Genomic DNA, 26,806 nt, shown 5'->3' with positions numbered 1-26,806 from the left:
CCCGACCGCGCCGTCAAGGCCCTGGCCCGCCGGCCGCGCGGGCGGCACAGTGATCTCAGCCACGACGTGGGCTCGGCGAGGAGGAGGACACCATGGTCGACGACCGTGACGGACGGCCCGAGGGTGCGAGCGGCCCGCAGGGCGCCACGCAGGACGAGCCCGCGCTCGCGATGCACGACGCGACGGAGGGGGAGCGGCTCGACGGGCTGGTCGCGCAACTGCGCGCCGACGTGCTCGGCGAGAACGTCGCGACGGTGGAGAAGGCGGTCCGCGGACGCATCGCGGAGACCGGGCTCACCGTGGACGAGGACGTCGTCGCGCGTCTGATCGCGGAGCTGTCCGCCGCCGACACCGCCGGCTGAATCGTCGCGGGGCTCAGTCCTGCGACAGCCAGCGTCGCAGCTCGGATGCCGCCGGCTCGGCCGTGCGGATGAGCGTCTCGTGGCGATGTCCCTCGATCACGAACGGGCGCGCGTCGGGGATCGCGGCGACGACCTCGTCGAACCACGGTGCCGGCACGACGACGTCGAACTCCCCGCGCACGACGAGGGTGGGCGCGGCGATCCGGGGGAACGCGTGCTCCGGGCGGTGTGCGAGCATCGCCCGCATCTTGCGTCGCAGGTGCGGCCCCGCCCGCACGTACTCGCGCGCACCGAGGAGCAGCACCTTGGGGCTCTCGCCCCAGAGATCCCGCCCGAGGCGCCACAGCTGGCGCAGGGCCCGCCGGTGGTGGCGGTCGACGGTCGGCGCGACGAGGACGAGCCTGCCCACGGTCTCCGGGTGACGGACCGCGACCTCGGCGGCCACCTGCGTCCCCATGGAGTGGCCCAGCAGGACCACCGGACCGCGGTCGAGGTGTCGCAGGTAGGCCGCGACGAGATCCGCCATGCGTTCCATCGTCGGCGTGCGCGGCGGCTCGGGGGCGTCGCCGTAGCCCGGCAGGTCGACGGCCACGACGAGCGCATGGTCCTGCAGGTGCAGCACGAGGTCGCCGAACACCTTCCGTCCCATCCCGATCCCGTGGATCAGCACGACCGTCAGCTCGGCCTGCGGGTCGCCGCGGCGCTCCGCGATCAGGCTCGCCCCGGCATCGGCGAACACCTCGATGCGGCCGTCGTCGGTGGGCACCCCGGTGATCTCGTCGATCGCGCGGTCCACGGCATCCACGACCGCGTCGACGGCGTCGGCCGGTGTTTCGGGGGCGGCATCGTCCAGAGGCATGCCTCGAGCGTATGACGACGGGGGCCCGTTCCCGACAGAACGGACCCCCGTCGTCGACCGACGATGCGGCGGCGTCAGCCGCAGCTGCGGGCGGCGTAGGCCACGGTGAGCGGGGACACGGCCCCGCCCTGCGTCACCGTCGCCGACAGCTGACCGGCCGGCATCGTCGTCAGACGCGTCGTGAACGCGTACGAGGACGTCGCGCCCGCGGCCAGCGTGATGTTGCGGGACCCGTACGGGGTCACGACCGTGACCGTCGCGTCGCCGCCGCGCTCGTTCGCGGTCGTGACGACGAGCGTCGCCTTGCCCAGGACGCAGCGGGCCGTGGTGGTCACCGCGACGTGGGCCGCGGCCGTCACCGTGACGGTGGCCTCCACCGGCATGCGGGAGTCGTCCTGCGCGACGCCGCGCACCGTGAAGGTGCCCGGCTGGGCGTACGACGACGGGGCCACCGCGTCCCACACGACGTCGACGGTGCGCTGGGCGCCGCTGAGCGTTGTCAGCGTGGCCTGCGGCAGCGTCGGGGCGGTGCCCGCCGTGGTGGACAGGTCCATCGCCGCGACCGAGGCGACCGCGATGTCGGGGGCGTACGCCTCCAGCACCTTCTGGTACTCGGCGCGGGTGATCGGCAGGACGGTGCCGTGACGGGGCTTGCCGCCGTCGGCGTTCTGCGGCAGACCCTGCCGCAGCTTCGCGCCGAGCGGCTGCCAGGTGCCCCCGTCGAGGTCGGTCGTGCCGAACGGGACGTAGTGGTTCGGTCCGCCGTGGTAGTTCGGCTGGTCGATGAACAGATACCAGTCCAGCCCGTTCACGTCGCCCTCGTTGGCGGGGAAGACGTTCGGCCCCTCGCCGCTGGAGTACACGCCGCCCGGCTCGCCGTTGGACAGGCCCGTGGCGACGCGCTCCTGGACGAGCGTCCACTGGTCCGCGGCTCCCGAGGTGCCCGGCAGCGAGCCCGTGACGGTCGCCAGCAGGTTCGTCGACTTCTCCTCGCGGATCGTCATGCTCGCCTCGTCCTTGGTGAAGCGGTAGTAGACGTCGCCGACCTTGGCCACGGTGGAGTCGATCGTGCCGAGACCCGTGCCGCGACGCACGTCGGTCCAGGGCTTCGCCTCCGAGAAGGTGACGAAGTCGTCGGTCGTGGCGTACATCATGCGGTTGTAGGTGACGGCGGTGCGGTCGGCGGCGTTCGCGGTCGGGTAGAGGTTCGAGGCCCAATAGACCACGAAGGTGTCGAGCTCCTCGTCCCAGTAGGCCTCGGGCGCCCAGGTGTTGCCGGCGAAGTCGCTGGAGACCTTCACGTGGCGCTGCGCCGACCAGGTGACGAGGTCGGTCGACTCCCACACCTCGATGTAGCGCGAGCCGGAGATCTGCGCCGTGGTGAAGCCGCCGGCCAGCCCGTCGATCTTGAGGTCGGTGGCGATCATGTAGAACTTGTCGCCGCCGGGCGCCCGCAGGATGAACGGATCGCGCAGGCCCTGCGTGCCCACCGTCGAGGAGAACACGGGCTGCCCGCCGTTGAGCGTGTTCCAGCTCAGCGCGTCGTTGCCCTTGGATGCCGCGATGCTGACCCGCTCCGCGCCCTGACCCTCGCCGGTGAAGAACGTCCAGAAATAGGCCTCGGTCGTGGCCGAGCCGCCCGGCATCGGCTGCACGCGGGCCGTGAAGGTGCGGCTGGCCGTGGCGTCGCCGCTGCGGGCGACGGCCGTGAGCTCGACGGTGGCCGCGGCGGATCCCGCGGCCGGTCGGGCGACCACGACGGTGCGCGCGTCGGCGCGCACGCCGTCGCGGAGCGAGGCCGAGGCGGCGCCGGAGCTGACGGTCCAGGTGATCGTCGAGCCCTGCGCGCCGAGCGTCGGCACCGAGAAGTTGGTGCGCACGTCGTCGAGGCCGCTCACCTGCACGGCCGCGATGTCCTGCGACACCCGCTGCTGGTCGGTCAGCTCCTGCGGGACCGTCACGGAGTAGGTCTGCGTGCGCGTCGTCGTGCCCACCGTGAAGGTCGCGGTGAGGGTCACGTGCGCGTCGCCCGCGCCCCCCGCGGGCCGGCGCACGGTCGCGGATCCCCCGGAGACGGAGATCGCCGCGGCATCCGACTGCCACGCGACGGCGACGCCGGCGCTCGTCGTCGGGAGGGTGAAGTCGGCCGTCGCCGTGGTGGGGACGGTGACCCCTGCGACGGCGCGGTCGAGGGCCTGGCCCGCGTAGAGGCTCTGGACGTCGGCATCCGACATCGCCTGGGCGTACACGGCGAAGTCGTCGACCAGACCGCTCCAGTTGGTGTCGTTGTACGTCGAGCGGCCGAGGCTCGCCGTCAGCGTGGCGCCGAACGAGGCGACGTCGCGCGCGATGGCGTTCTGGGTGATGCGCGACCCGTTGACGTACACGCGCAGCTGTCCGCTCGTGCCGTCGATCACGGTGGTGTACAGGCTCAGCCCCGCCGGCGTGCGGGCGCCTGCGGTCGCGGCGCCGGTCGCGCCCGCGCCGACCTCCGTGCTCCACGGCGACCCGGCGTTGGTCGCGTTGGTGATGACGGACTTGACGTAGCCGGAGGGGTTGCTGGGGTTGAGCAGCCAGTAGCCGGAGGAGTACGACGCGCCGGAGGCGACCGGCGCCCCGATGAAGGCGGCGGCCGTGTTCGCGGCGCCGGTGCGGGGGGAGAGCCACGTCGAGATGGTGAGGTCCTTCTTGCCCACGAGCGCGGCGGTCGGGATCTCGAGGTAGGCCGCCGTCGCGCGGGCGCCGCCGGGCAGCGACAGCGCGCCGTCGGCGACCGTGGCGCCGGTGAGGCGGATCGTGGCGTCGTTCCCGTTGCCGCTCGCGTCGGCGACGGTCGTGCCGGCGGCCGCGTCGAACGAGTAGTGGATGATCGGCTGCGCCGCGGCATCCGCCTGGGCGGCCGTGGGAACCGTCGCTCCGGCGACCGCGAGGGCGACGGCGGTCAGGACGGCGCCGGCGCGGATCGGCGGCCGGGCGGCGGCGGGACGGTTCGGGACTCCGGGGAGGCGGAATCGGGCTCTCGGGCGCGTCGTCATGCGCGGGTACCTCGCTGTTCTCGGTCGCGGCGACGAGCCGGTGGTCCGATCCCGCGACGGCTGCGTCGCGGGGGCGGGAGGGCGCCATCGCTCAGGGGGTCGACCGCCGATGGACGGTCGTGGGTGTTAGCGGAAACAATCCGACGCGGCTCACGGTAGGGCGGCGGCCGCGGGCGTGTCAAGGCACCCGACCGCGGGAAGGCGGGGGCGTGGTCGGGGCCGTCGGTCGCGCCGCGACGGCGTTATCAAAGCGTTACTGTTTCCGCTAACCGTTATCGCTAACATTTCTCGGAGTCGAGGCCCACCGTCGGGCCGACAGCATCCGGCGCGGCGCAGAGGCCGCTCTGAGAACGGGAGTCAAGCAATGAAGAAGAACGTCGTGCTCGCGCGCACCGCCGCCGGTGTCGTCGGAGGGCTGCTGCTGATCGGCGGCGCCGGAGCCGCCTTCGCCGCCGAGGACAACGCGGTGGGCAACCAGGAGGTCGGCGTCGACGTGCAGATCGACGCGGTCGGCGCCCTCACGCTGAGCGTCGCATCGGGCTCGACCTCGCTGACCGAGGTTCCGTCGGGCGACGCCGGCATCCGCCAGTTCAACGGCGCCCTGCCCGACGTCACGGTCACCGACGACCGTCAGAGCGTGCCGGAGGGCGTGTTCTGGTACGTCACGGGCCAGTCCAGCGCACTGACGGACGGCACGAACAGCATCGACGCCGGTCACCTCGGCTGGGCGCCGAAGCTGATCACCGACACCGGTGACGGCGAAGTGGGCGAGGGTGCTCAGGTGAACACGGTCCTCGACGCCCCCACGCCCAACGTGCCGGCCGACAACGTCGGACTCGTCGGCAACGAGCTGCTCGCGCTGAGCCTCGACTCGCAGAGCGCCGCGAGCGTCGGCAGCTGGACGGCCGGCGCCGACCTCTTCCTGAAGGTCCCGAGCACGGTCACCCCCGGCGCCTACGCGGGCACGATCACCCTCACGCTCTGGGAAGACCAGGTGGACTGACACCCCTCACCCGCTCCACCCCGTTCACCCCCAGGAGACGCAATGACGCGCACGACGCCCCGAATCAGGATCCTGGCCGCCGCCACCACCCTCGCGATGTCCGTCGCGGGCGTGGTGGGCCTGGCGGCCCCGGCGACCGCGGCGACCGGACTGGTCGCCCACTACCCGCTGGACGACACCTCCGGGACCGTCGCGCGCGACGCCTCCGGCAATGCGCGCGACGGCCGCTACGTGGGCGGTCCGACCCTGACCGGGGGCGAGGGCGTGCGACTGGACGGCGTCGACGACCACGTCGCGCTGCCGGCGAACCTCCTGGCCGGTCTCACGTCCATCACGATCAGTGCGGACGTGCTGATCCGCGGTGAGCAGGGCACGCCCTACTTCATCTACGGGTTCGGGAACACGGATGCCGGCGGGGTGGGCAACGGCTACCTCTTCTCCAGCGGCAACGGCTACCGCGCGAGCATCGCCAGCGGCAACTGGAGCACCGAGCAGACGGTCTCCAGCGGCCAGAACCTGCCCCGCGACGTCTGGAAGACGATCGCCTACACCCTGGACGACGCCACCGACACCGCACGTCTCTACCTCGACGGCGTGCAGGTGGCCCAGCAGTCCGGTGTGACCCTCACCCCGGCATCCATCGGCGGCGGCCTCACGGCCGCGAACGTCCTCGGCAAGTCCGTGTACACCGCCGACCGCACCCTCGCCGGGAGCCTCCGCGACGTCCGCATCTACGACCACGCCCTCACCTCGACGGAGGCGGCCGCCCTCGCGCCCTCCGACGACGTGCGGGTCGCCCGCGACCGCGCCGCGCTCGCCCTCGGCGACCTCGGCGCGGTGACGTCGGACCTCACCCTGCCGACGACGGGGCCCAACGGCTCGCAGGTGGCCTGGGCGTCCAGCGACCCCGCCGTGATCACCCCCGCCGGCGCGGTCACCCGCCCCGCCGCGGGCAGCGCTCCCGCCGCCGTCACCCTGACCGCGACGATCACGCGCGGGGCGGCATCCGCCACCCGCGCCTTCGCGGTGACCGTCTCGCCGGCGGCCGATGCGACGGCGCGCGCCCAGCAGGACCTCGACGCCCTCTCGATCCCCGACGCGCAGGACATCCGCGGCAACATCACCCTGCCCGCGGCGGGCGCGGTCAACGGCAGCACGATCGCCTGGTCGGCGTCGCCGGCCGGCATCATCACGACCACCGCGCAGGGCGCCGCCGCCGCCGGCGTCGTCACGCGCGGCGCGACGACCCGCCAGGTCACCCTCACGGCCACCGTGCCCGGCACGAGCGCGGTCCGCTCGATCGACGTCACCGTCACCGCGGCTCCGCAGAACCTCGACACCGATTACTCCGCGGGCTACCTGTGGACCCACTTCGCCACGAGCGGGGGCTACGAGAAGATCTTCTTCGGGCACTCCACCGACGGTCTGCACTGGTCGAAGCTCAACGACGACAAGCCCATCCTCGCCAACCTCGCCGGAGACCTCGGCGTGCGCGACCCCCACCTCGTGCGATCGCCGGAGGGGGACAAGTATTGGATCATCGGCACCGACCTCCACGCCGAGGGCGGCGGGGCCGGCGGCTCCGGATGGGACCAGCTGAACGCGAGCAAGAACCTCGTCGTCTGGGAGTCGACCGACCTCGTGACCTGGAGCGACCAGCGCATCGTGTTCGCGGGCTTCGACGACGCCGGATGCGTCTGGGCGCCCGAGGCCACCTACAACGAGGCGACCGGCGAGTACTACGTGTACTGGGCGGCGCGCGACCGCACGGACAACGGCACGTCCGACTGGGCGCTGCGGATGTACCTGACCAAGACGCGCGACTTCGTGACCTTCACCGAGCCGGTGATCTGGACCTCCCTCAACGACAAGGGCGACGGGCAGTCCGGTCCGAACATCATCGACTCGACGATCGCGAAGGAGGGCGACACCTACTACCGCTTCTCCACGTCCGACTGGATGACCGTCGTCGACACCGCCACGAGCCTCGACGGCCCCTGGACCCGCGTCATCGAACGCGGGGATGCCGCCGCGCACGGTCTGCGCGCCTCGATGGAGGGCCTCACCGTCTACCCGCTGCCCCAGGGCGGCTGGGCGGTCATGGGCGACCAGAACGGCTACTACGCGCAGACGACCCCGTCGCTGGCGAGCCTGTCGTTCACGCAGCTGAGCGCCGGCACCGGCGCGGACCAGTACTCGTTCGACAAGCCGTTCCGGCACGGATCGGTGCTGCGTCTGTCCGCCGCCGAGGAGGCGCGCCTCCTCGCCGCGTACGGCGACGACGCGACGACGCCGGAACAGCCGCAGCAGGGCCCCATCGCGCAGTACTCCTTCACGGGGGGCTCACTGGCGGACGAGGTCGGCGACGCCGACCTGACCGCGCACGGCACGGCGGCCGTCGTCGACGACCCCGACCGGGGCGCCGTGCTGCGTCTGACGGGTGCCAGCGGGGGCTACGCCTCCTTCCCGACCGGCTTCTTCGACGGGCGCGACACGATGACCGTGTCCCTCGACGTGAAGTCGGAGAAATCCAGCGGCAACTTCTTCACGTTCGCGTTCGGAACGGACTCGACGCGGTACGCCTTCCTGCGCCTGCGCGGCGGCGACGTGCGCACGGCCATCACGCAGAACTCGTGGACCGCGGAGTCGGCCGTGACGGGGAGCGTGAGCGCCGGGCAGTGGCATCGACTGGACCTCGTCTTCGACAAGAGCACGATGCGGGTGTACGCCGACGGCGCGCTGCTCGGGGAGAACACGGCCCTGGGCGCCACGGTGTCGCAGCTCGGCAGCGATCTGGTCGGCTACCTCGGCAGATCGCTCTACAGCGCGGACGGCTACTTCCAGGGCGCCTACGACAACGTGCGGGTCTACAACCGCGCGCTGTCGCAGACCGAGATCCTCGCCAACGCGGGCATCGAGGACCGGCTGCTGGACGTCTCGCTCGCCCAGCCGGAGGCCCTGAAGCTGGCGCCGATCGTCGACGCCGCGGCGCACCGCGTCATCCTGCCGGTGGTCAAGGGCACCGATCTCACCCACCTCGCGCCGAAGTTCACGACCGTGTCCACCGCCACGGTGTCGCCCGCCAGCGGCACGACGGTCGACCTGTCGTCGCCGGTCACCTACACGGTGACCACCGGAACGGGCGCGACGACGGCCTGGACGATCGAGGCGCGCGTCGTCGCGAGCCCGGTGCTGCCCGGCCTCTACGCCGACCCGAACATCGCGGTCTTCGGCGACACGTACTACATCTACGCGACCAGCGACGGCGTGCCGGGCTGGGGCGGGAACACGTTCTACGTCTGGAGCTCGAAGAACCTCGTCGACTGGGAGCGCTCGGCCCAGCCGATCCTCACCCTCGACGGCGTCAATGGCACCGTGCCGTGGGCGACGGGGAACGCGTGGGCACCGACGATCATCGAGCGCGCGGGCAAGTACTACTTCTACTTCTCCGGGCACAACCCCACGTACGACCGCAAGACCATCGGGGTCGCCGTCGCCGACAGCCCGACCGGGCCGTTCGTGGCGAAGACCACCGCGATGATCCTCAACAACGAGGCGATCACGTCGGGTCAGGCGATCGACCCGGCCGCCTTCCACGACCCGGTCACCGGCAAGTACTACCTCGGCTGGGGCAACGGGAGCCCGGTGCTCGCGGAGCTCTCCGACGACATGGTGTCGATCAAGCCCGGCACGTACCAGCGCATCAACGGGCTGACCGACTTCCGGGAGGGCGTCTTCTTCAACTACCGGCAGGGGCTGTACCACCTGACCTACTCGATCGACGACACCGGCTCGGAGAACTACCGGGTGGGCTACGCGACCGCGACCAGCATGAACGGCCCGTGGACCTACCGCGGCGTGATCCTGCAGAAGGACCTGTCCCTCGGCATCAAGGGCACCGGGCACAGCTCCATCATCAACGTCCCGGGAACCGACGACTGGTACATCGCGTATCACCGGTTCGCGATGCCGTCGGGTGACGGCACGCACCGCGAGACGACGATCGATCGGGTGGAGTTCGGTCCCGACGGCCTGATGAAGACGATCACCCCGACGCTGGAGAGCGTCGCGCCGCAGACCGTCGCGGTCGGACCGCGCATCTCGGTGTCGGCCACGACGCGCTGCGTCGCCGGTAAGGTCTACGTCACCGTGCAGACCAAGAATCTCGAGAGCGCCGCGATCTCCGCGGACGTGACCACCGCGTTCGGCAGCAAGGCCTACTCCTCGATCGCCGCCGGGGCGACCGTCACGTGGGCCATCTCGACGCGCGCCGCCGCGACCACCGCGGGCACCGTGTCGGTGACCGCGCGCAGCGGGTCGGACGTCGCGGCGCCGCAGACCGCGGCCTACGCCGCACAGGCGTGCGGGTGAGTACGCGGACGCCGTCCCGTGCCGCGGCGGCGCTCGCCGCCGCGGCACTCGGGCTCGCCGCGCTCGTGGGCGGCATCCTGCTGCCGACTCCGGCGCACGCGGACGACGCGGCGCCGGACGTGCGGTGGTCGGTCGTGCCGGCGGACGCCTCCGGTCCTGACGGCCGTCGCACCGTCGACGTGCGTCTCGACCCCGGCCAGAGCGTCGAGGACCACTTCGCCGTGCGCAACGTCGGGGATGCCGAGGTCACCTTCCGCCTGACCGCGGCGGACGGGTTCACGACCCCCGCCGGGCGCTTCGACATCCTCGCCGACGGCACGGCCTCGGTGGATGCCGGGACCTGGATCTCCGTCCCGGAGAGCGTGACGGTCGCCGCCGGTGCGACCGTCGTCGTCCCGTTCACGATCGCCGTGCCCGCCACCGCCGAACCGGGCGACCACGCGGCGGGCATCACGGCGAGCGTCCTGTCGGTGCGGCGCGCCGACGGCGGGGCGAGCGTCGGGGTGGAGAGCCGCGTCGGCTTCCGGGTCCTCACGCGGGTGACGGGCGAGATCGCTCCGGCCGCCGCGCTGGACGCGACCGCCGCCTCGTACGACATCGACTGGAACCCGCTGCGGCCGGGCACGGCGGTCGTGACCTTCGACGTCGCCAACGCCGGCAACACGCGGCTGGTGGCGGCCGGCACGGTCTCGGTGGGCGATCGCACCGTGTCGTTCCCCGCCGAGGGGGAGTCGGCGACGGAGCTGCTGCCGGGTGACCGGCGGACGATGCGGGTGGTGGTGGACGGCGTGTGGCCGCTGGTCTACGTCCCGGCCACCGTCTCGCTCGTGCCCCGCGCCGTGACCATCGCGGGCGACACCCCCGCCGTGGCGCCGACGTCGGCGGAGGCGTCGCTGTGGGCGCTGCCGGCCCCCCAGGCGATCGTCCTCCTCGGCATCGCCCTCCTCGTCTTCGCCCTGTTCTGGGGGCGCACACGATCGCGCCGCCGGATCGATCAGCTCGTCGCCCAGGCGCACGAGGAAGGCCGTCGCGCGGCGGCCGCGGACCTGAACCAGGAGGCCCCCCGTGGCTGATGACATCCCCCTCGACCCGGTCGCGGATCCGAACGGCCTCGGCGTGAGCGTCAACGTCGTGATCGCCCCGCTGCCCGCCCCCGGCACGCCCCTTCCCGCGACCGGCGGCACCCCGCCGATCGAGCTCGGCCTCGTCGGCGTGGCCGTCGTGCTCGCCGGCGCGGCGCTGATGCTGCGCTCCCGGCGCCGGCGCGGCGCGTCGGGCGGTGGCGCTCCGGATGGAGTGTGAAACGATGAGGCATCCGCTCCCGAGCGCGTGACGACTCCATCGGAACGGTCGCGCCGGCAGGTGGCCGATGCGGAGCTTTCTCAGGGGAGGGGCGCAGATGGCTGACCAGAACGGTCGCGGATGGGCCAAACCGAGCATCTACGACGTCGCCAACCACGCCGGCGTCTCACACATGACGGTCTCGCGGGTGCTCAACGGGCATCCGAACATCCGCGAGTCCACGCGGGTGCGCGTGCTGCAGGCGATCGATGAGATGCAGTACACCCGCAGCTCGATCGCGCGCGCTCTCGCGACGAGCAGGTCGATGCGCATCGGCGTGCTCGTGGACAGCCCCGTCCAGTGGGGCCCGAACAGCACACTGCGTGCGATCGAGGAGGCCGCGCGCGCGAGCGCGTACTCGGTGAGCGTGTTCTCGACGTCCGACGAGGATGCCGCCACCATCTCGACCGGCATCAGCGATCTCGTCGCGCAGGGCATCGACGCCCTGTGCGTCATCGCGCCGCGCTCCTCGGCGCTGGAGCTCTTCCGCGAGCACAGCTCGAACATGCCGACCCTCGTCATCAAGGCCGAGCCGGACCCCCACCTCCACACGGTCGCCGTCGACCAGTACACCGGCGCGCGGATGGCGGTGGCGCACCTCGTCGGCCTGGGGCACCGCACCATCGCGCACGTCGCGGGCCCGCTCGACTGGTACGACGCCCGCGCCCGCTGGCAGGGCTGGCGCGACGAGCTGCAGGCGGCGGGCCTGCCCGAGGGGCCGATGGTCCCGGGGGACTGGACGTCGGACCGCGGCTACGAGATCGGGCGCTCGCGCCAGCTGGGCGCCGCGACGGCCGTGTTCGCCGCCAACGACCAGATGGCGCTCGGCACGGTGCACGGGCTCGTGGAGCGCGGTCTGCGCGTGCCGGAGGACGTCAGCGTCATCGGGTTCGACGACCTTCCCGACGCGCGCCACTTCCTCCCGCCGCTGACGACGGTGCGTCAGGACTTCGCCTCGCTGGGCGCTCTCGCGCTGCGGTTGATCATCGCGGCGATCGACGGCGACGACACCGCCATGCACGCCCTGATCGCCCCCGAGCTGGTCCTGCGCGCCTCCACGGCGCCCCCCGCGCGCTGACCCCGTCGACGCCCGCCGTGTGCCGCGCGTGTTCGCGGTAACAAACAGGTAACGAAAGTCACGGAAACCGCGATCCGGGCTTGTGTTCGCCAATTGTTAGCGCGCACAATCGTCCTGCAGCATCCCATGCGCCCCCCGGGGCACCACACACATCCTCCGCAATCGTCGCGGAGGACTCTCAAGGAGGAGAAAGAATGGACATCAGCAAGCGCGGATTCCGTGGACTGCTCACGGTCGCAGCCGCCGGCGCGATGGTCGTCGGGCTGAGCGCATGCTCGGGCGGCTCGGAGCCTGCCGGCACCGGTAGCGCCGCCGCCGGCAGCGACACCATCACCGTCGGCTTCGTCGCCGTGGGTCCCGAGGGCGGCTGGCGCAACGCCAACGAGCAGGCCATCAAGGACGCGTTCACCAAGGACGCCGGCTTCGACCTCAAGTACGCCCCCGCCGCGAGCCCCAGCGACCAGAAGTCGCAGCTCGACGCGTTCTCGACCTTCGTCAACGACGAGGTCGACGTCATCCTCCTCACCGCGACCGAGGCGTCGGGCTGGGAGGACGAGCTGAAGAAGGCCAAGGAGGCCGAGATCCCGGTCATCCTCCTCGACCGCGGCGTCGACGCCCCGTCGGACCTCTACGTCACCCGCATCGCGCCCGACAACACGCAGGTCGCCAAGTCGGTCGGCGAGTGGGCCGCGACCACCTTCCCGAGCGGAGCGAACTACTTCGTCCTCGAGGGCGTGCCCGGCCTGTCCGTCGTCAACGAGCGCAACGAGGGCTTCGACGCGGCCATCTCCGGCAAGTCCGGCTGGAACAAGGTCGGCGCGCAGACCGCCAACTGGAAGACCGACGAGGGCAAGTCCGTCATCGAGACGGTCCTCAAGGCCAACAACAACAACATCCAGTTCATCTTCGCCCAGAACGACGAGATGGGCATCGGCGCGGCGCAGGCCGTCACCGCGGCGGGCCTCAAGCCCGGCACCGACGTCAAGATCGCCACGATCGACGGCACCAAGGGCGCCCTGGAGGCCCTCGCCAAGGGTGACCTGAGCTTCGTCGCGCAGTACAACCCCTTCTTCGGCACCGACGCTGTCGACGCCGTGAAGAAGGCTCTCGCCGGCGAGACGGTCGACTCGACCATCATCGTCAAGAGCGCCACGTTCGACTCGCCGGAGGCCGCGCAGACGGCCCTGGACGAGGGCCTCGGCTTCTAAGCCGCGCCACCGAACCCGCTCGACACACGGGGACGGGGATCGCCGCCCGCGGCGGTCCCCGTCCCACCATCCACCCGCAGTGGTGACCCACCCATTCAACGAGGAAGTCTGCACGTGGTGACCGAACCCCTCCCGATCGTCGAAGTCCGCGGCGCGTCGATCACGTTCCCGGGCGTCAAGGCCCTCGACGACGTGAACTTCCGTCTGCTGCCCGGCGAGGTCCACACCCTCATGGGCGAGAACGGCGCCGGCAAGTCGACGCTCATCAAGGCGCTGACCGGCGTCTACCAGATCGACTCCGGCTCGATCCTCGTCTTCGGCGAGGAGCGACGCTTCTCCGGCACGGCGTCGGCGCAGGCCGCCGGCATCTCCACCGTGTACCAGGAGGTCAACCTCTGCACGAACCTCACCATCGGTGAGAACGTCATGCTCGGTCACGAGACCCGCTCGGTCTTCGGCATCGACTGGCGCAAGACCCACGCCCGCGCCCGCGAGGTCCTCACCGACATGGGGCTGGGCGACCTCGACCCCCGCGCCCCGCTGCAGTCGATCTCGATCGCCCTCCAGCAGCTCGTGGCGATCAGCCGCGCGATGGTCACCAAGTCGAAGGTGCTCATCCTCGACGAGCCGACCTCGAGCCTGGACGCCGCCGAGGTCGAGACGCTGTTCGGCGTCATCCGGCAGCTGCGCGACCAGGGCGTCGCCATCCTCTTCGTCTCCCACTTCCTCGACCAGGTGTACGCGATCAGCGACCGGATCACGGTGCTGCGCAACGGCCGGTTCGTGGGGGAGTACCTCAAGCGCGACCTCGACCGCACCGAGCTGATCTCCAAGATGATCGGCAAGGACCTCGGCGCCCTGCGCGCGCTCGGCTCCAATCGTCAGGTCGATGACCGCGACCGCACCGCGACCCCGGTCTACGCGGCCGAGGGCATCGCGCGCAAGGGCGCGCTGGCACCCACCGACATCGAGATCCACAAGGGCGAGGTCGTCGGCTTCGCGGGCCTTCTGGGCTCCGGCCGCACGGAGCTCGCCCGCCTGATCGTCGGCGCCGACAAGCCGGATGCCGGCAGCGTCCGCCTCAAGGGCGCCAAGGCGAGCATCACCTCTCCGGTCTCGGGCCTCGCCCACCACATCGCCTACTCCACCGAGAACCGCCGCGACGACGGCATCGTCGGCGACCTCAGCATCCGCGAGAACATCATGCTGGCCGTGCAGGCTCAGCGCGGGTGGCTGCGCCGCGTGCCGGCGCGGGAGGTCGACCGCCTCGTGAAGACCTACATGGAACGCTTCAGCGTGCGGCCGAACGATCCCGACCGTCCCATCCGTCTGCTCTCCGGCGGCAACCAGCAGAAGGTGCTGCTGGGCCGCTGGCTGGCCACCGACCCCGAGCTGCTGCTGCTGGACGAGCCCACGCGCGGCATCGACGTCGGCGCGAAGGCCGACATCCAGGAGACCGTCGCCGAGCTCGCCGAGGGCGGCATGAGCGTCGTCTTCATCTCCTCGGAGCTGGAGGAGGTCGTCCGCCTCTCGGAGCGCATCGTCATCATGAAGGACCACCAGAAGGTCGGCGAGGTCGTCAACGGCCCCGACGTCACCGCGGAACGGATCGTCTCGATCATCGCCGCCGACTCGGATGCCGCGGCGGAAGCCCGCGCGGACGCCCTCGCCGACGAGGTCGAAGGAGAACAGGCATGAACCGTCTGAGGGCGCTCGTGCGCACACCGTGGTTCTGGGGCATCGTCGGCATCGTCCTGCTGCTCGCCCTGAACACGCTGAAGGATCCGTCCTACCTGGCGGTCGGGGTGAACCCCACGACCGGTCAGCTCTCGGGCAACGTGCTGGACATCCTGCGGGTGTCGGCGCCGATCGTGATGATCGCGCTCGGCATGACCTTCGTCATCGCGACCAGCGGCATCGACCTGTCGGTCGGCTCGGTCATGGCCGTCGGCGGCGCGATCGCCATGGTCACCCTGAGCGGCCTGGGCCAGCCCACCTCGGTGGGGGCGATGTTCGCCGCCATCGGGCTCGCGGTGCTGCTGGGCGTGGTGCTCGGCGCGGTCAACGGCTTCCTCGTGGCGGTCATCGGCCTGCAGCCGTTCATCAGCACGCTCGTCATGATGCTCGCCGGCCGCGGCATCGCCCGCGTCATCACCGGCGGGCAGAACACGAACGCGGAGAACGCGCCGTTCCGGGCGCTGGCCAACGGCCAGTTCCTCGGGCTGCCGCTGAGCTTCGTGCTCGCGATCGCCATCGTGATCCTGGTGGCGCTCGTCATGCGCCGCACCGCGCTCGGGCTGATGATCGAGTCGATCGGCATCAACCCGCAGGCCAGCCGCCTCGCCGGCATCCGTCCGCGGCCCATCCTCATCTCGGTGTACGTGCTGTCGGCGGCGCTCGCCGCGGTCGGCGGCCTGTTCACCGTGTCGGAGGTCATGACCGTCGACGTGTCGGGGACGGGCTACCAGATGGAGCTCGACGCGATCCTCGCGGTCGTGATCGGCGGCACCTCGCTCGCGGGCGGCAAGTTCTCGATCGTCGGGTCGACGGTCGGCGCCCTGCTGATCGCCACCCTCAACAAGACGGTGCTCTTCCTCGGTGTCTCGGCGGCGGCGACCCCCGCCTTCAAGGCCATCGTCATCGTCGCCCTCGTGCTGCTGCAGTCCGAGCGCATCCGCTCCCTCGTGCTGCGTCGCGGCGACCGCTCGCGCACCCCCGAGGCCCCCCTCTCCGAGTCCACGCAGCCGAAGGAGGTCGTCGCATGAGCGACGCGTCCACCACCCGCGAACGCACCGCGCCGGAGCCCGCGGGCGGCACCGCGGCGATCGCCACGCCCCGGGGCACGGCCTGGTCGCGCCTCTGGGGGCGCAGCCAGTCGCTGATCCCGACCCTCGCCGCCGTCGTGCTCTTCATCGGCATGCTCGTGTACGCGGAGCTCGCCTACGGCCGCGTCTTCCACCTCGGCACCATGTCGAGCCTACTCGTGAGCTTCGCGCCGACGATCATCCTCGCCGTCGCGATGACGATCGTCATCCTCTCCGGCGGCATCGACCTCTCGGTCGGCGCGGTCGTCGCCTTCACCTCGGTCGCCGGTGTCATGCTCATGGGCATCGGGGTCAACGGCTGGCTCGCGATCGTGCTGATGATCGTGTTCGGTGCGCTGTTCGGACTGGTCTCGGGCGTGCTGATCCAGTACTTCAACGTGCAGCCGTTCATCGCGACGCTGGCGATGATGTTCCTGGCACGCGGACTGGCCTCGATGCTCTCGACGGTGCCCGTCCACGCCCCGGACGACGCGCCCATCCGCCTCTTCGCCACCGACTTCAAGCTCATCGACGGTGTCAAGACGAACGACCTCGTGCTCACGCCGGGCTTCTTCGTCGCCGTGATCATCGTGATCGCCGCCGTGTTCTTCCTGCACCGCACCCGCACCGGACGCACCGTCTACGCGATCGGCGGCGCGGAGTCGTCCGCTCAGCTGATGGGCCTGCCCGTCGCCCGCACCCGCGTCTGGATCTACGTGATCAGCGGCGCGCTGGCCGGCGTCGCGGCGGTCGTCTACACGGCCGAGGTCGGCGGCAAGGCGCAGAACGTCACCGGCATCGGCTGGGAGCTCGATGCGATCGCGGCGGTCGTCATCGGCGGCACCCTCCTGACCGGCGGCGTCGGCTACGTGCTCGGCTCCGTCGTGGGAACGCTCGTGCTCGCGGCGCTGTGGATGATCATCACGAAGGACGGCTCCATCAAGCCCGAGTACCTGACTATCATCACCGGCGGCATCCTTCTGGCCTTCGTCCTGCTCCAGCGGGTCCTCACGAAGCGGAGGAGCGGATGAGCGGGCACGAGGGCGCGGTCGTGATCGACGCCGCGCTGCAGGAGCGCATCGATGCGGTGCGCGCCGATGTCGCCGCCCTCCACGGCGAGCTGGTGCGGTACGGCCTCGTCGTCTGGACGGGCGGGAACGTGTCGGGACGGGTTCCGGACAGCGACCTGTTCGTCATCAAGCCCTCCGGGGTCTCGTACGACGACCTGGCGCCGGAGAACATGATCCTCTGCGATCTCGACGGCGCCGTCGTCCCCGGCACGCCGGGCAGCGACCGCAGCCCCTCGAGCGACACGGCGGCCCACGCCTACGTGTACCGGAACATGCCCGACGTCGGCGGTGTCGTGCACACCCACTCCGACTACGCGGTCGCCTGGGCGGCGCGCGGCGAGGAGATCCCCTGCGTCATCACGGCGATGGCCGACGAGTTCGGCGGACCGATCCCCATCGGCCCCTTCGCGATCATCGGCGACGACTCGATCGGCCGCGGCATCGTGGAGACCCTGCGGGGCCACCGCAGCCGCGCCGTGCTGATGCAGAACCACGGTCCCTTCACCATCGGCGTCAACGCCAAGGATGCCGTCAAGGCCGCCGTGATGTGCGAGGACGTCGCCCGCACCGTGCACATCGCCCGCCAGGCGGGGGAGCTCATCCCGATCCCGCAGGAGAAGATCGACGCGCTCTACAACCGGTATCAGAACGTCTACGGGCAGGGAACGGACGAACGGCGATGACCACCACGGGTGACACCGTCCTCGCGGAGGCGATCCGCGCCGGTCGCACCAGCCTCGGCATCGAGTTCGGCTCGACCCGGATCAAGGCGTGCCTCGTCGACGCCGATGCGCCGGCGACGGTGCTGGGCGTCGGCGCCCACGCGTGGGAGAACCGTCTCGAGGACGGCCGCTGGACCTATCCGCTCGACGCCGTCTGGGCGGGACTGCAGGACGCCTACGCCGACCTGGTGGCCGACGTCGAGCGCCGGCACGGGGTGCGGCTGGAGACCGTGGGCGCGATCGGCGTCTCGGCGATGATGCACGGCTACCTCGCCTTCGATGCGCACGGCGAGCTGCTCGTGCCCTTCCGCACCTGGCGCAACACCAGCACGGGTCCGGCCGCCGCGGAGCTGTCGGAGCTGCTGGGCGTGAACATCCCGCTGCGCTGGACGATCGCGCACCTGCGGCAGGCGGTGCTCGACGGCGAGCCGCACGTGGCGCGGCTCGCCGCGGTCACGACGCTGGCCGGCTACGTGCACGAACGCCTGACGGGTCGGCGTGTCCTGGGCGTCGGAGACGCCTCGGGCGTGTTCCCGATCGGCGCCGACACGGCGGACTACGACGAGCGCCTGGTCGCGCGCGTGGACGCGCTCATCGCGCGCGAGGGCGCCGCCCTCCCGCCGCTGCGCTCCCTGCTGCCCGAGGTGCTGCCCGCGGGCGCCGATGCGGGGTCGCTGACCCCCGAGGGCGCGGCGCTGCTCGATCCCCGGGGCGCGCTGCGGCCGGGCGTGCCGTTCTGCCCGCCCGAGGGCGACGCCGGCACCGGCATGGTCGCGACCGGCGCGGTCGCTCCGCGCACCGGCAACGTCAGCGCCGGCACGAGCATCTTCGCCATGGTCGTCCTGGAGCGGCCGCTCGCCGGGCGTCACCACGAGCTCGATCTCGTGACGACCCCCGCCGGCGACCCGGTCGCGATGGTCCACTGCAACAACGGCGCCAGCGAGCTCGCCGCCTGGGCGGGCCTGTTCCGCCGGTTCGCGGCGGCATCCGGTGCGCCCCTCGACGACGACGCCGTGTTCGAGGTCCTGCTGCGCGAGGCGCTCGAGGGCGATGCCGACGCGGGCGGACTGCTGGCCTACAACCACCTCGCGGGCGAGCCGATCGCCGGCCTCACGGCGGGGCGCCCGCTGTTCGTGCGCACGCCGGAGTCGACGTTCGACCTGGCCAACGTCATGCGCGCGCAGGTCTACGGCGTGTTCGGCACCCTCGCCCTGGGCATGACGGTGCTGCACGGGGAGGGCGTCGCGCTCGACCGGATGTACGCCCACGGCGGCGTCTTCCGCACCGCCGGCGTCGCGCAGCGCTTCCTCGCGGCCGCCCTCGACGCCCCCGTGGCCGTCGGCGACACCGCGTCCGAGGGCGGGGCGTGGGGCATCGCGGTGCTCGCGGCCTTCCGTCGCGCGGTCGCGGCGCGCGCCGCCGAAGGCCTCGGCGCCTACCTGGACGCCGTGGTGTTCGCCGATGCCGCGGCCGCCGTCGTCGACCCCGATCCCGCGGACGTCGCGGGATTCGCCCGCTATCTCGACCGCTACCGCGCCGGCCTCGCCGTCGAGGCGGCGGCCGTCACCGCTCTCTGAGGCCGCGCCCCTTCGCGGCCGCCCACCCCCGTCCCCACGACCGGAAAGACATCATGACCCTCTCCACCACTCTCGAGAACTACACCGTCTGGTTCGTCACCGGCAGCCAGGGGCTGTACGGCGAGGAGACGCTGCAGCAGGTCGCCGCGCAGTCGCAGGCGGTCGCCGCCGGTCTCGAGGGGCTGCCCGTGCGCGTCGTGTGGAAGCCGGTGCTGACCGACTCCGACAGCATCCGCCGCCTGGCCCTGGACGCCAACAGCGACGACTCCGTCATCGGCGTCGTCGCCTGGATGCACACCTTCAGCCCCGCCAAGATGTGGATCGCGGGCCTGGACGCACTGCAGAAGCCGCTGCTGCACCTGCACACGCAGGCCAACGTCGAGTTGCCCTGGAACGACATCGACTTCGACTTCATGAACCTGAACCAGGCCGCCCACGGCGACCGTGAGTTCGGCTACATCCAGACCCGGCTGGGGGTGGCCCGCAAGACCGTCGTGGGTCACGTCTCGAACCCCGCCGTGCGCGATCAGATCGAGCAGTGGCAGCGCGCCGCCGCCGGATGGCAGGCCGCCCGCACCCTCAAGCTCGCTCGCTTCGGCGACAACATGCGCTACGTCGCGGTCACCGAGGGCGACAAGACCGAGGCCGAGCTGCGCTTCGGCGTGCAGGTGAACACGTGGGGCGTGAACGAGCTCGCGGATGCCGTCGCCGCGGCATCCGACGCCGACATCGACGCCCTGGTGCAGGTGTACCTCGCCGAGTACGACGTCGCCGAGGAGCTGCGGCCCGGCGCCGAGCGCCACGCGTCGCTGCGCGACGGCGCGGCCATCGAGATCGGACTGCGCACCTTCCTCGAAGCCGGCGGCTTCGGCGCCTTCACGACCTCGTTCGAAGACCTCGGCGCGCTGACGCAGCTGCCGGGTCTGGCGGTGCAGCGGCTCATGGCCGAGGGCTACGGCTTCGGCGCCGAGGGCGACTGGAAGACCGCGATCCTCGTCCGCGTCGCCAACGTCATGGGCGCGGGCCTGCCGGGCGGTGCGAGCCTCATGGAGGACTACACCTACGACCTGGTCGCCGGGGACGAGAAGATCCTCGGCGCGCACATGCTCGAGGTCTCGCCGTCGCTGACGACCCAGAAGCCGCGTCTGGAGATCCACCCGCTCGGCATCGGCGGCAAGGACGACCCGGTGCGTCTGGTCTTCACCGCCGACCCCGGCCCCGCCGTCGTGGTCGCCATGAGCGACATGCGCGACCGCTTCCGGCTGGTCGCCAACGTGGTCGAGAACGTCGACGCGCCCGACCTGCCGAAGCTGCCGGTCGGACGCGCGATCTGGAAGCCGGCGCCCGACTTCGCGACCAGCGCCGCCTGCTGGCTGACCGCCGGTGCCGCGCACCACACCGTCATGACGACGGCGGTCGGCATCGAGGTCTTCCGCGACTTCGCCGACATCGCCGGCACCGAGCTCCTCGTGATCGACGAGGACACCACCGTCCGCGGCTTCCAGAAGGAGCTGCGCTGGAACCAGGCCTACTACCGCCTGGCCCAGGGATTCTGAGCCCCCTCGCCCGCCCTCGACACCACCTACCCGAAAGAGAAAGGTCTCGACGATGAGATCAGCACTGCTCCCGCCTGCCCCCGCGGCATCCGGGCGTTCGTCCCGCCGCGCGGTCGCGGCCGCCCTCGCCGGTGTGCTCGCGCTCAGCGGCGTCGGCCTCGCGACCCCCGGTGCCGCGTCGGCCGCCGGCGTGCCCGCCCCGACCGCGCACTACGACATGTCGCACAGCGGCACGACCCTGCTCGACGTCTCCGGCAACGGGCGCAACGCGACGCTGACGGGCCTCACGGACGGCTCCTTCGCCGACGCGGGCGGCGACGCCGTCCTGCGCTTCCGCGCCGACGGCTACGCGTCCCTCCCGTCGGGGCTCATCACCGCGGCGGACAACGACTTCACGGTCGAGTACACGGTGTCCACGCAGACCTCCGCGAACCACTTCGGCTGGGTCATCGGCGACGGCGTGGGCGCGTGGAACACGACGGCCCTCGGCAACCACATCTTCCTCAGCCCCCGCTCGGCTCAGGGCGGCTACACCGACCAGGTGCTGTCCGCGATCCGCGTCAAGAACGGCGGCAGCAACGGCGAGAGCCGTCTGCCGGCCGGCGGCGGGCTCAACCCCGGCTTCACGACCCTGACGATGGTGGGCTCGGGCAGCACGCTGACCCTGTACCGCGACGGCGTGCAGATCTCCACGCTCACGCACGCGCTCTCGCTCAGCTCGATCATCCCGACGGGCTCGGTGCTCGGCTACCTCGGCCGCTCGCTCTACCAGGGCGACCCGCTGCTGAAGGCGGACGTGTCCGACGTCAAGTTCTGGGACGTCGCGCTGTCGTCCTCCGACGTGTCGGCGAGCATGCCGACGGCGCAGCAGAAGAGCGCGACCACGTCGGCGCTGCTGCGCGGTGACGTCCTCGCGCAGATGCTGGGCTCCAACGCCTCGCTCTCGAGCGTGTCGTCGAACCTGACGCTGCCGGCGACGGTGAACGGCGTCTCCCTGACCTGGTCCTCCTCCAACCCGTCGGTCGTGTCGACCACCGGTGTGGTCTCCCGCTCCATCGGCGCGAACACGGCCGTCACCCTGACGGCGCAGACGGGCCTGTCCAGCACGCTGACCTTCGACGTGACGGTGCTCGCGCCCAGCGTCGCCGCCGACCTCGACGCCATCACGCTCGCGTCGCGCACCACCGAGAACCTCCCGCTGGCCACGAAGGGCGCCGTCAACGGCGCCGCCATCACGTGGACCTCCTCGGACGCGTCGCTGGTGACGCCGACCGACCCCGGCTACACGGCGCCGGCCGTCGGCGCGGCCGATCCGTACCGCGGCGGCGGCATCGTCGCGCGGCCCGCCTACGGCGCGGGCGACCGCACCGCGACCCTCACGGCCCACGCGACGCTCAACGGCGCCACCGCGGAGCGCAGCTTCACCGTGACCGTCGCCGAGCACGGTCGCTGGGCTCCGGATGCCGGCTACGCGGCGGCCTACTTCAAGTCCGACAGCGACGAGAAGATCTACCAGGCGGCCACGTCGGGCAACGACTTCTTCACGTTCTCGCCCGTCAACGGCGGCAACGCGGTCATCACCTCCACCGCCGACACGAAGGGCCTGCGCGACCCGTACATCCTCCGCTCGAAGGACGGCGACAAGTACTACATGGTCGCGACCGACCTGTGCATCGGATGCGGCACCGGCTGGGGCCCCGCCCAGTCGGCGGGAAGCCTGAAGATCGAGGTGTGGGAGTCGACCGACCTCGTCACCTGGAGCCGCACCAACGGTGAGAACACGGGCATCACCGTCAACCAGCCCGCGGCGGGCATGACCTGGGCGCCCGAGGCGTACTGGGACGACGACCTGCAGTCCTACGTCGTGTTCTTCGCGTCGCGGCTGTACTCGGATGCCAGCCACACCAACAGCGACAACCTGTATGCGCGCATGTTCTACGTGCTGACGCGGGACTTCCGCACCTTCACGTACCCGCCGACGAGCTGGCAGGACACCGGCTACGCCCGCATCGACTCGACCGTCACGAAGATCGGCGACTACTACTACCGCTTCACCAAGAACGAGGAGGGCGGCGCCGCCGGCACCCTCGAGGCGGGCAAGGACATCTTCCTCGAGCGTTCGAAGGTGCTCACGGCGCCCACGACCGCGTCGAGCTGGACGGCCGACCCGTCGACGACGTGGCAGCTGGTCGACACGCACATGACCTCGCTCGAGACCGGGCAGGCGGGCGAGGGCCCCGAGATCGTCAAGCTCAACGAGGGCGACCCCAACAACACGGGCGACGGCTACGTCTTCCTCGTCGACAACTACGGCGCGGGCGGCTACCGGGCCTTCCTCACGAGCGGCGGCGCCATCGCCTCGAGCACGCAGAGCGACCGGCTGTCGCAGCGGTCGACGTGGAACGTGCGGGCCACCGGCGGCCTGCCCGCCAGCCCCCGGCACGGCGCGTTCGTGAGCGTCACCCAGGGTGTGCTCGACGCGATGCACGCGTGGACCGGCGTCTCCGCGGTGGCCTCCACCACCACGCTGAGCGCCCAGGGCCGCGAGGTCACGGCGCGCGTCGCCGCGGCGGACGGCGGCGACGTCGTCGGCACGGTGACCTTCTCCGGCGGCGGCTGGAGCGCCACCGTGGCGCTGTCCGACGGTGCCGCCCACGTCGAGGTGCCCGGAACGGTCTCGGCCGTCACGGCGCACTACGACGGCTACCGCGACGGGCTGGTCAGCGCGTCGACGTCGGCATCCGTCTCGTTCGGGCCGCGCATCGCCGTCGCCGCGACGACGCGCTGCGTGCTCGGCAAGGTGGTCGAGGTCGTCACCGTGACGAACAACGAGACCGTCGCGGTCTCGGCGGCGCTCGCGAGCCCGTCCGGCGCGAAGACGGTCTCCGTCCCGGCCGGCAAGAGCGTGTCGACGACGTTCACCACGCGCGAGAGCGCGCTGGCGGCGCACACCGTGACCGTGACGGCCACGGCCGCCGGCAACGCGTCGTCGACGGTGCAGACGGCGACGGTGGCGGCCGCCTCCTGCCGCTGATCGCCTGAGGGGAGGGGTCCGCCGCGAGGCGGACCCCTCTTCCCGTTCCGCGGCCGCCCCGCCGCGCAGGGACGCTAGCGTGGGACGGTGACGAGTCCCGCAACGGCCAGCATCCCCCTCGACAGCGCTCAGCGGTGGCGCGCCTTCTGGGTCTGCGTCTCGGTCGCGGCGCTGACCATCCTCGATCTGAGCAAGGTGAACGTCGCCCTGCCCTCGATCGAGAAGGCGCTGGGCGCCGGCTCGACGCAGCTGCAGATCGTCGTCTCGGGCTACGTGCTGATGTTCGGGCTGGCGCTCGTGCCCTTCGGGCGCCTCGGCGACCAGCGCTCCCGCAAGACCCTGTTCCTCGTCGGGCTGAGCCTGTTCCTCGTCACGAGCATCGTGTGCGCCGTCGCGCCCACCATCGAGGTGCTCATCGCGGGCCGCCTCGTGCAGGGACTGGCGGCCGGCATCCAGATGCCCCAGGTGCTCGGGACCATCCAGCAGATCTTCGTCGGCGCCGAGCGCGGGCGCGCGTTCGGCCTGTTCGGCGCGACGATCGGCATCGCGACGGCGATCGGCCCGACGCTGGGCGGGCTCATGATCGCGCTCGGCGGAGCCCAGGACGGCTGGCGGTGGATCTTCTGGATCAACGTGCCGCTGTGCGCGCTCGTGATCGCGGGCGTGCTCGGACTGCTGCCGCGTACCCGCCGCTCGACGCCCGGGCGGCTCCAGCTCGATCCCGTCGGGCTCGTGCTGCTGGCCTTCACGATCATCACGCTCATGTGGCCGTTCCTGTTCACCACCGGGGCTCCGAGCGACGACCCGCGTCGGTGGTGGTCGCTCGTGCTGTTCGTGGTGTTCGTGACCGCGTTCACGTGGTGGGAGCGGCGCTACGCGGCATCCGGCCGGTCGCCTCTCGTGCCGTTCTCGCTCTTCTCGATCTCGTCCTTCCGCAACGGCACGCTCGTGGTCACGACCTACTTCACCGCGATCCCGGCGATGTTCCTGCTCACGACGCTGTTCCTGCAGACCGGGGTCGGCACCGAGCCGGTGTTCGCGGGCATGGTCTCGATCGGCTTCGCGGTCGCCAGCGCGATCACCGCCTGGTTCGGCGGCAACCTGGTCGCGCGGCTCGGGCGGCCGCTCGTGGTGTGGGGCCTGGTGATCGTGCTCGTCAGCGTGGCGGCCCTCGCCGTCGTCGCCTACACGGTGCCGGCCGGGGTCGTCGAGTACGCGATGGCGGCGGTCATGGTCGTCGCCGGTGCGGGCGCCGGACTCGTGGTCGCCCCCAACCAGACGCTCACCCTCGCCGACATCCCCACCCGCGCGGGCGGGTTGGCGGGCTCCGTCGGCCAGCTCGGACAGCGCGTCGGGACCGCCGTCGGCACGGCGATCGGCCTGTCGTTGTTCTACTCGACGATCTACCGGGAGAAGGGTGAGGGGCACGACGGGCTCGAGGTCTTCCACAACGCGTACGCGTACGGGATGGTCGCGGTGGGCGTCTTCGTCGCGATCGCCCTGCTGATCGGCGTCATCGATCTCGGGGTGCGGCGCCGCGCGGCCCAGGACTGAGGGCTCCGCCGCGGGCCTTCCGGGCGATGTCGCCGGCTCCGCCTACCGTGGAGTCATGCGCATCCTGCACACCTCGGACTGGCACATCGGGCGGACCTTCCACGGTCATTCCACGCTCGACGCGCTCCGCGGGGTGCTCGAGGCGCTCACGGGACAGGTGCGCGAGCACGACGTCGACGTCGTGATCGTCGCCGGCGACGTCTTCGACTCCGCCGCTCCGGCCGCCGCCTGCTACACGCTCCTCTCCGACACCCTCCGGGCGCTCGCCGACACCGGGGCCCAGGTCATCGTGACCAGCGGCAACCACGACTCGGCCGCGCGTCTGGGCTTCCAGGCGGGCCTGCTGCGCGACGACATCCACGTGCGCACCGACCCGGAGCGCCTCGACGAGCCGATCACCGTGTCCGATGCGCACGGCCCGGTGCACTTCTACGGCATCCCCTACCTCGAGCCGGCGCTGCTGCGCGCGTCGTGGCCCCAGGCGCGCACGCACGCCGACGTGCTCGGGCACGCGATGCAGCGGGTGCGCGCCGACCGGGCCATCCGGGGCGGGCGCGCGGTCGCCATCGCGCACTGCTTCGCCGCGGGCGTCGAGCCGACCCCTCACCTCGAGCGCGACATCCAGCAGGGCGGGCTCGACGTCGTGCCGCTGTCGGTGTTCGACGGAGTGGACTACGCGGCGCTCGGACACATCCACGGCCGCCAGCGGCTCGCCCCCCACGTGCGCTACGCCGGCGCCCCCCTCCACTACAGCTTCGGCGAGGGCGACAAGCCGCGCGGGTCGTGGCTGGTCGAGCTGGATGCCGAGGGTGCGGCCGAGGCGACGTGGCTCGCGCTGCCGGTGCCGCGCCGGCTCGTCACGCTGCGCGGCCCGTTCGCCGAGATCCTCTCCTCTCCCGCGCATGCCGCGGCGCAGGACGCGTGGGTGAGCGTCGAGTACACCGACGCGCTGCCCGAGCGCGATCCGCTGCGCCGCCTCCAGGAACGGTTCCCGTTCTGCGCCAAGGTCGTGCACGCTCCGGCCGTGGTGCGCAGCGACGACGGGCGCTCGTACTCCCAGCGCGTGCGCGCCGCGCGCAGCGACGCCGAGCTCGTCGACGCCTTCCTCACGCACGTGCGGGAGGGCGAGGGCGCGACGGCGCGCGAACGCGAGCTCCTCGGCGACGTCCTCGACGAGCGCATCCGCGTCGAGGCGTTCGCGTGATCCTCCTCCGGCGTGCGGAGCGACGGTC

At 71.7% G+C, this 26,806-nt stretch carries 18 protein-coding genes; 16 read left to right on the top strand and 2 right to left on the bottom strand.

The annotated features are described in order from the left end of the window. The first annotated feature begins 92 nt into the window (after positions 1–92). On the top strand, positions 93–362 hold the full coding sequence (locus AC6CQV_RS11425; RefSeq protein ID WP_060959376.1) for a hypothetical protein: 270 nt from the start codon (positions 93–95) through the stop codon (positions 360–362). Between the two features lie 13 nt (positions 363–375). On the opposite strand, the gene AC6CQV_RS11420 is transcribed toward AC6CQV_RS11425, so the two are convergent. After that, the gene (locus tag AC6CQV_RS11420; protein WP_498259520.1) at positions 376–1,221 is read right to left on the bottom strand and encodes an alpha/beta fold hydrolase; all 846 of its coding nucleotides are present in this window, start codon (positions 1,219–1,221) and stop codon (positions 376–378) included. A 74-nt stretch (positions 1,222–1,295) separates the two neighbouring features. After that, positions 1,296–4,256: an immunoglobulin-like domain-containing protein gene (locus AC6CQV_RS11415; protein WP_498259519.1), complete on the bottom strand. Its 2,961-nt coding sequence runs from the start codon at positions 4,254–4,256 to the stop codon at positions 1,296–1,298. Between the two features lie 364 nt (positions 4,257–4,620). Here AC6CQV_RS11415 and AC6CQV_RS11410 point away from each other — a divergent pair, with 364 nt between their 5' ends. From AC6CQV_RS11410 to AC6CQV_RS11340, 15 genes are all read left to right on the top strand, one after another. Further along, on the top strand, positions 4,621–5,259 hold the full coding sequence (locus AC6CQV_RS11410; protein WP_060959379.1) for a hypothetical protein: 639 nt from the start codon (positions 4,621–4,623) through the stop codon (positions 5,257–5,259). A 42-nt stretch (positions 5,260–5,301) separates the two neighbouring features. Further along, positions 5,302–9,630, top strand: coding sequence for a family 43 glycosylhydrolase (locus tag AC6CQV_RS11405; RefSeq protein WP_498259518.1), 4,329 nt, complete (start codon positions 5,302–5,304; stop codon positions 9,628–9,630). Then, on the top strand, positions 9,627–10,703 hold the full coding sequence (locus tag AC6CQV_RS11400) for a WxL protein peptidoglycan domain-containing protein (protein WP_232783992.1): 1,077 nt from the start codon (positions 9,627–9,629) through the stop codon (positions 10,701–10,703). The genes AC6CQV_RS11405 and AC6CQV_RS11400 overlap by 4 nt, the downstream gene beginning before the upstream one ends. After that, a complete protein-coding gene (locus AC6CQV_RS11395) occupies positions 10,696–10,932 on the top strand; it encodes an LAVTG motif-containing sortase-dependent surface protein (protein WP_498259517.1) in 237 nt (78 codons plus the stop codon). Before AC6CQV_RS11400 ends, AC6CQV_RS11395 begins: the two co-directional genes overlap by 8 nt. Positions 10,933–11,029: 97 nt before the next feature. Continuing rightward, positions 11,030–12,049: a LacI family DNA-binding transcriptional regulator gene (locus AC6CQV_RS11390; RefSeq protein ID WP_060959383.1), complete on the top strand. Its 1,020-nt coding sequence runs from the start codon at positions 11,030–11,032 to the stop codon at positions 12,047–12,049. 194 nt (positions 12,050–12,243) lie between these two features. Next, positions 12,244–13,257, top strand: coding sequence for an ABC transporter substrate-binding protein (locus tag AC6CQV_RS11385; protein WP_060959384.1), 1,014 nt, complete (start codon positions 12,244–12,246; stop codon positions 13,255–13,257). A gap of 114 nt (positions 13,258–13,371) precedes the next feature. Continuing rightward, a complete protein-coding gene (locus tag AC6CQV_RS11380) occupies positions 13,372–14,955 on the top strand; it encodes a sugar ABC transporter ATP-binding protein (protein ID WP_101305589.1) in 1,584 nt (527 codons plus the stop codon). After that, on the top strand, positions 14,952–16,022 hold the full coding sequence (locus AC6CQV_RS11375; protein ID WP_060959386.1) for an ABC transporter permease: 1,071 nt from the start codon (positions 14,952–14,954) through the stop codon (positions 16,020–16,022). The genes AC6CQV_RS11380 and AC6CQV_RS11375 overlap by 4 nt, the downstream gene beginning before the upstream one ends. Further along, positions 16,019–17,092, top strand: coding sequence for an ABC transporter permease (locus AC6CQV_RS11370; RefSeq protein WP_060959387.1), 1,074 nt, complete (start codon positions 16,019–16,021; stop codon positions 17,090–17,092). The genes AC6CQV_RS11375 and AC6CQV_RS11370 overlap by 4 nt, the downstream gene beginning before the upstream one ends. After that, positions 17,089–17,814: an L-ribulose-5-phosphate 4-epimerase gene (locus AC6CQV_RS11365; protein ID WP_060959388.1), complete on the top strand. Its 726-nt coding sequence runs from the start codon at positions 17,089–17,091 to the stop codon at positions 17,812–17,814. Before AC6CQV_RS11370 ends, AC6CQV_RS11365 begins: the two co-directional genes overlap by 4 nt. After that, positions 17,811–19,430 carry a xylulokinase gene (locus tag AC6CQV_RS11360; protein ID WP_498259516.1) on the top strand — a complete coding sequence of 540 codons (1,620 nt, stop codon included), beginning with the start codon at positions 17,811–17,813 and terminating at the stop codon, positions 19,428–19,430. The genes AC6CQV_RS11365 and AC6CQV_RS11360 overlap by 4 nt, the downstream gene beginning before the upstream one ends. Before the next feature lie 53 nt (positions 19,431–19,483). Then, positions 19,484–20,986 (top strand): L-arabinose isomerase, encoded by a 1,503-nt coding sequence (araA, locus tag AC6CQV_RS11355; protein WP_060959390.1) that lies wholly within the window; start codon positions 19,484–19,486, stop codon positions 20,984–20,986. A 52-nt stretch (positions 20,987–21,038) separates the two neighbouring features. Beyond that, on the top strand, positions 21,039–24,020 hold the full coding sequence (locus AC6CQV_RS11350; protein WP_498259515.1) for an immunoglobulin-like domain-containing protein: 2,982 nt from the start codon (positions 21,039–21,041) through the stop codon (positions 24,018–24,020). A gap of 87 nt (positions 24,021–24,107) precedes the next feature. Next, positions 24,108–25,574 (top strand): MFS transporter, encoded by a 1,467-nt coding sequence (locus tag AC6CQV_RS11345; RefSeq protein WP_061781973.1) that lies wholly within the window; start codon positions 24,108–24,110, stop codon positions 25,572–25,574. Between the two features lie 55 nt (positions 25,575–25,629). Further along, positions 25,630–26,778: an exonuclease SbcCD subunit D gene (locus tag AC6CQV_RS11340; RefSeq protein WP_498259514.1), complete on the top strand. Its 1,149-nt coding sequence runs from the start codon at positions 25,630–25,632 to the stop codon at positions 26,776–26,778. Positions 26,779–26,806: the final 28 nt, after the last annotated feature.

Source organism: Microbacterium sp. EG9, assembly GCF_059759475.1.
Note: the sequence above shows the minus strand (reverse complement) of the source record. Positions and strands in the feature narration are given on the sequence as shown.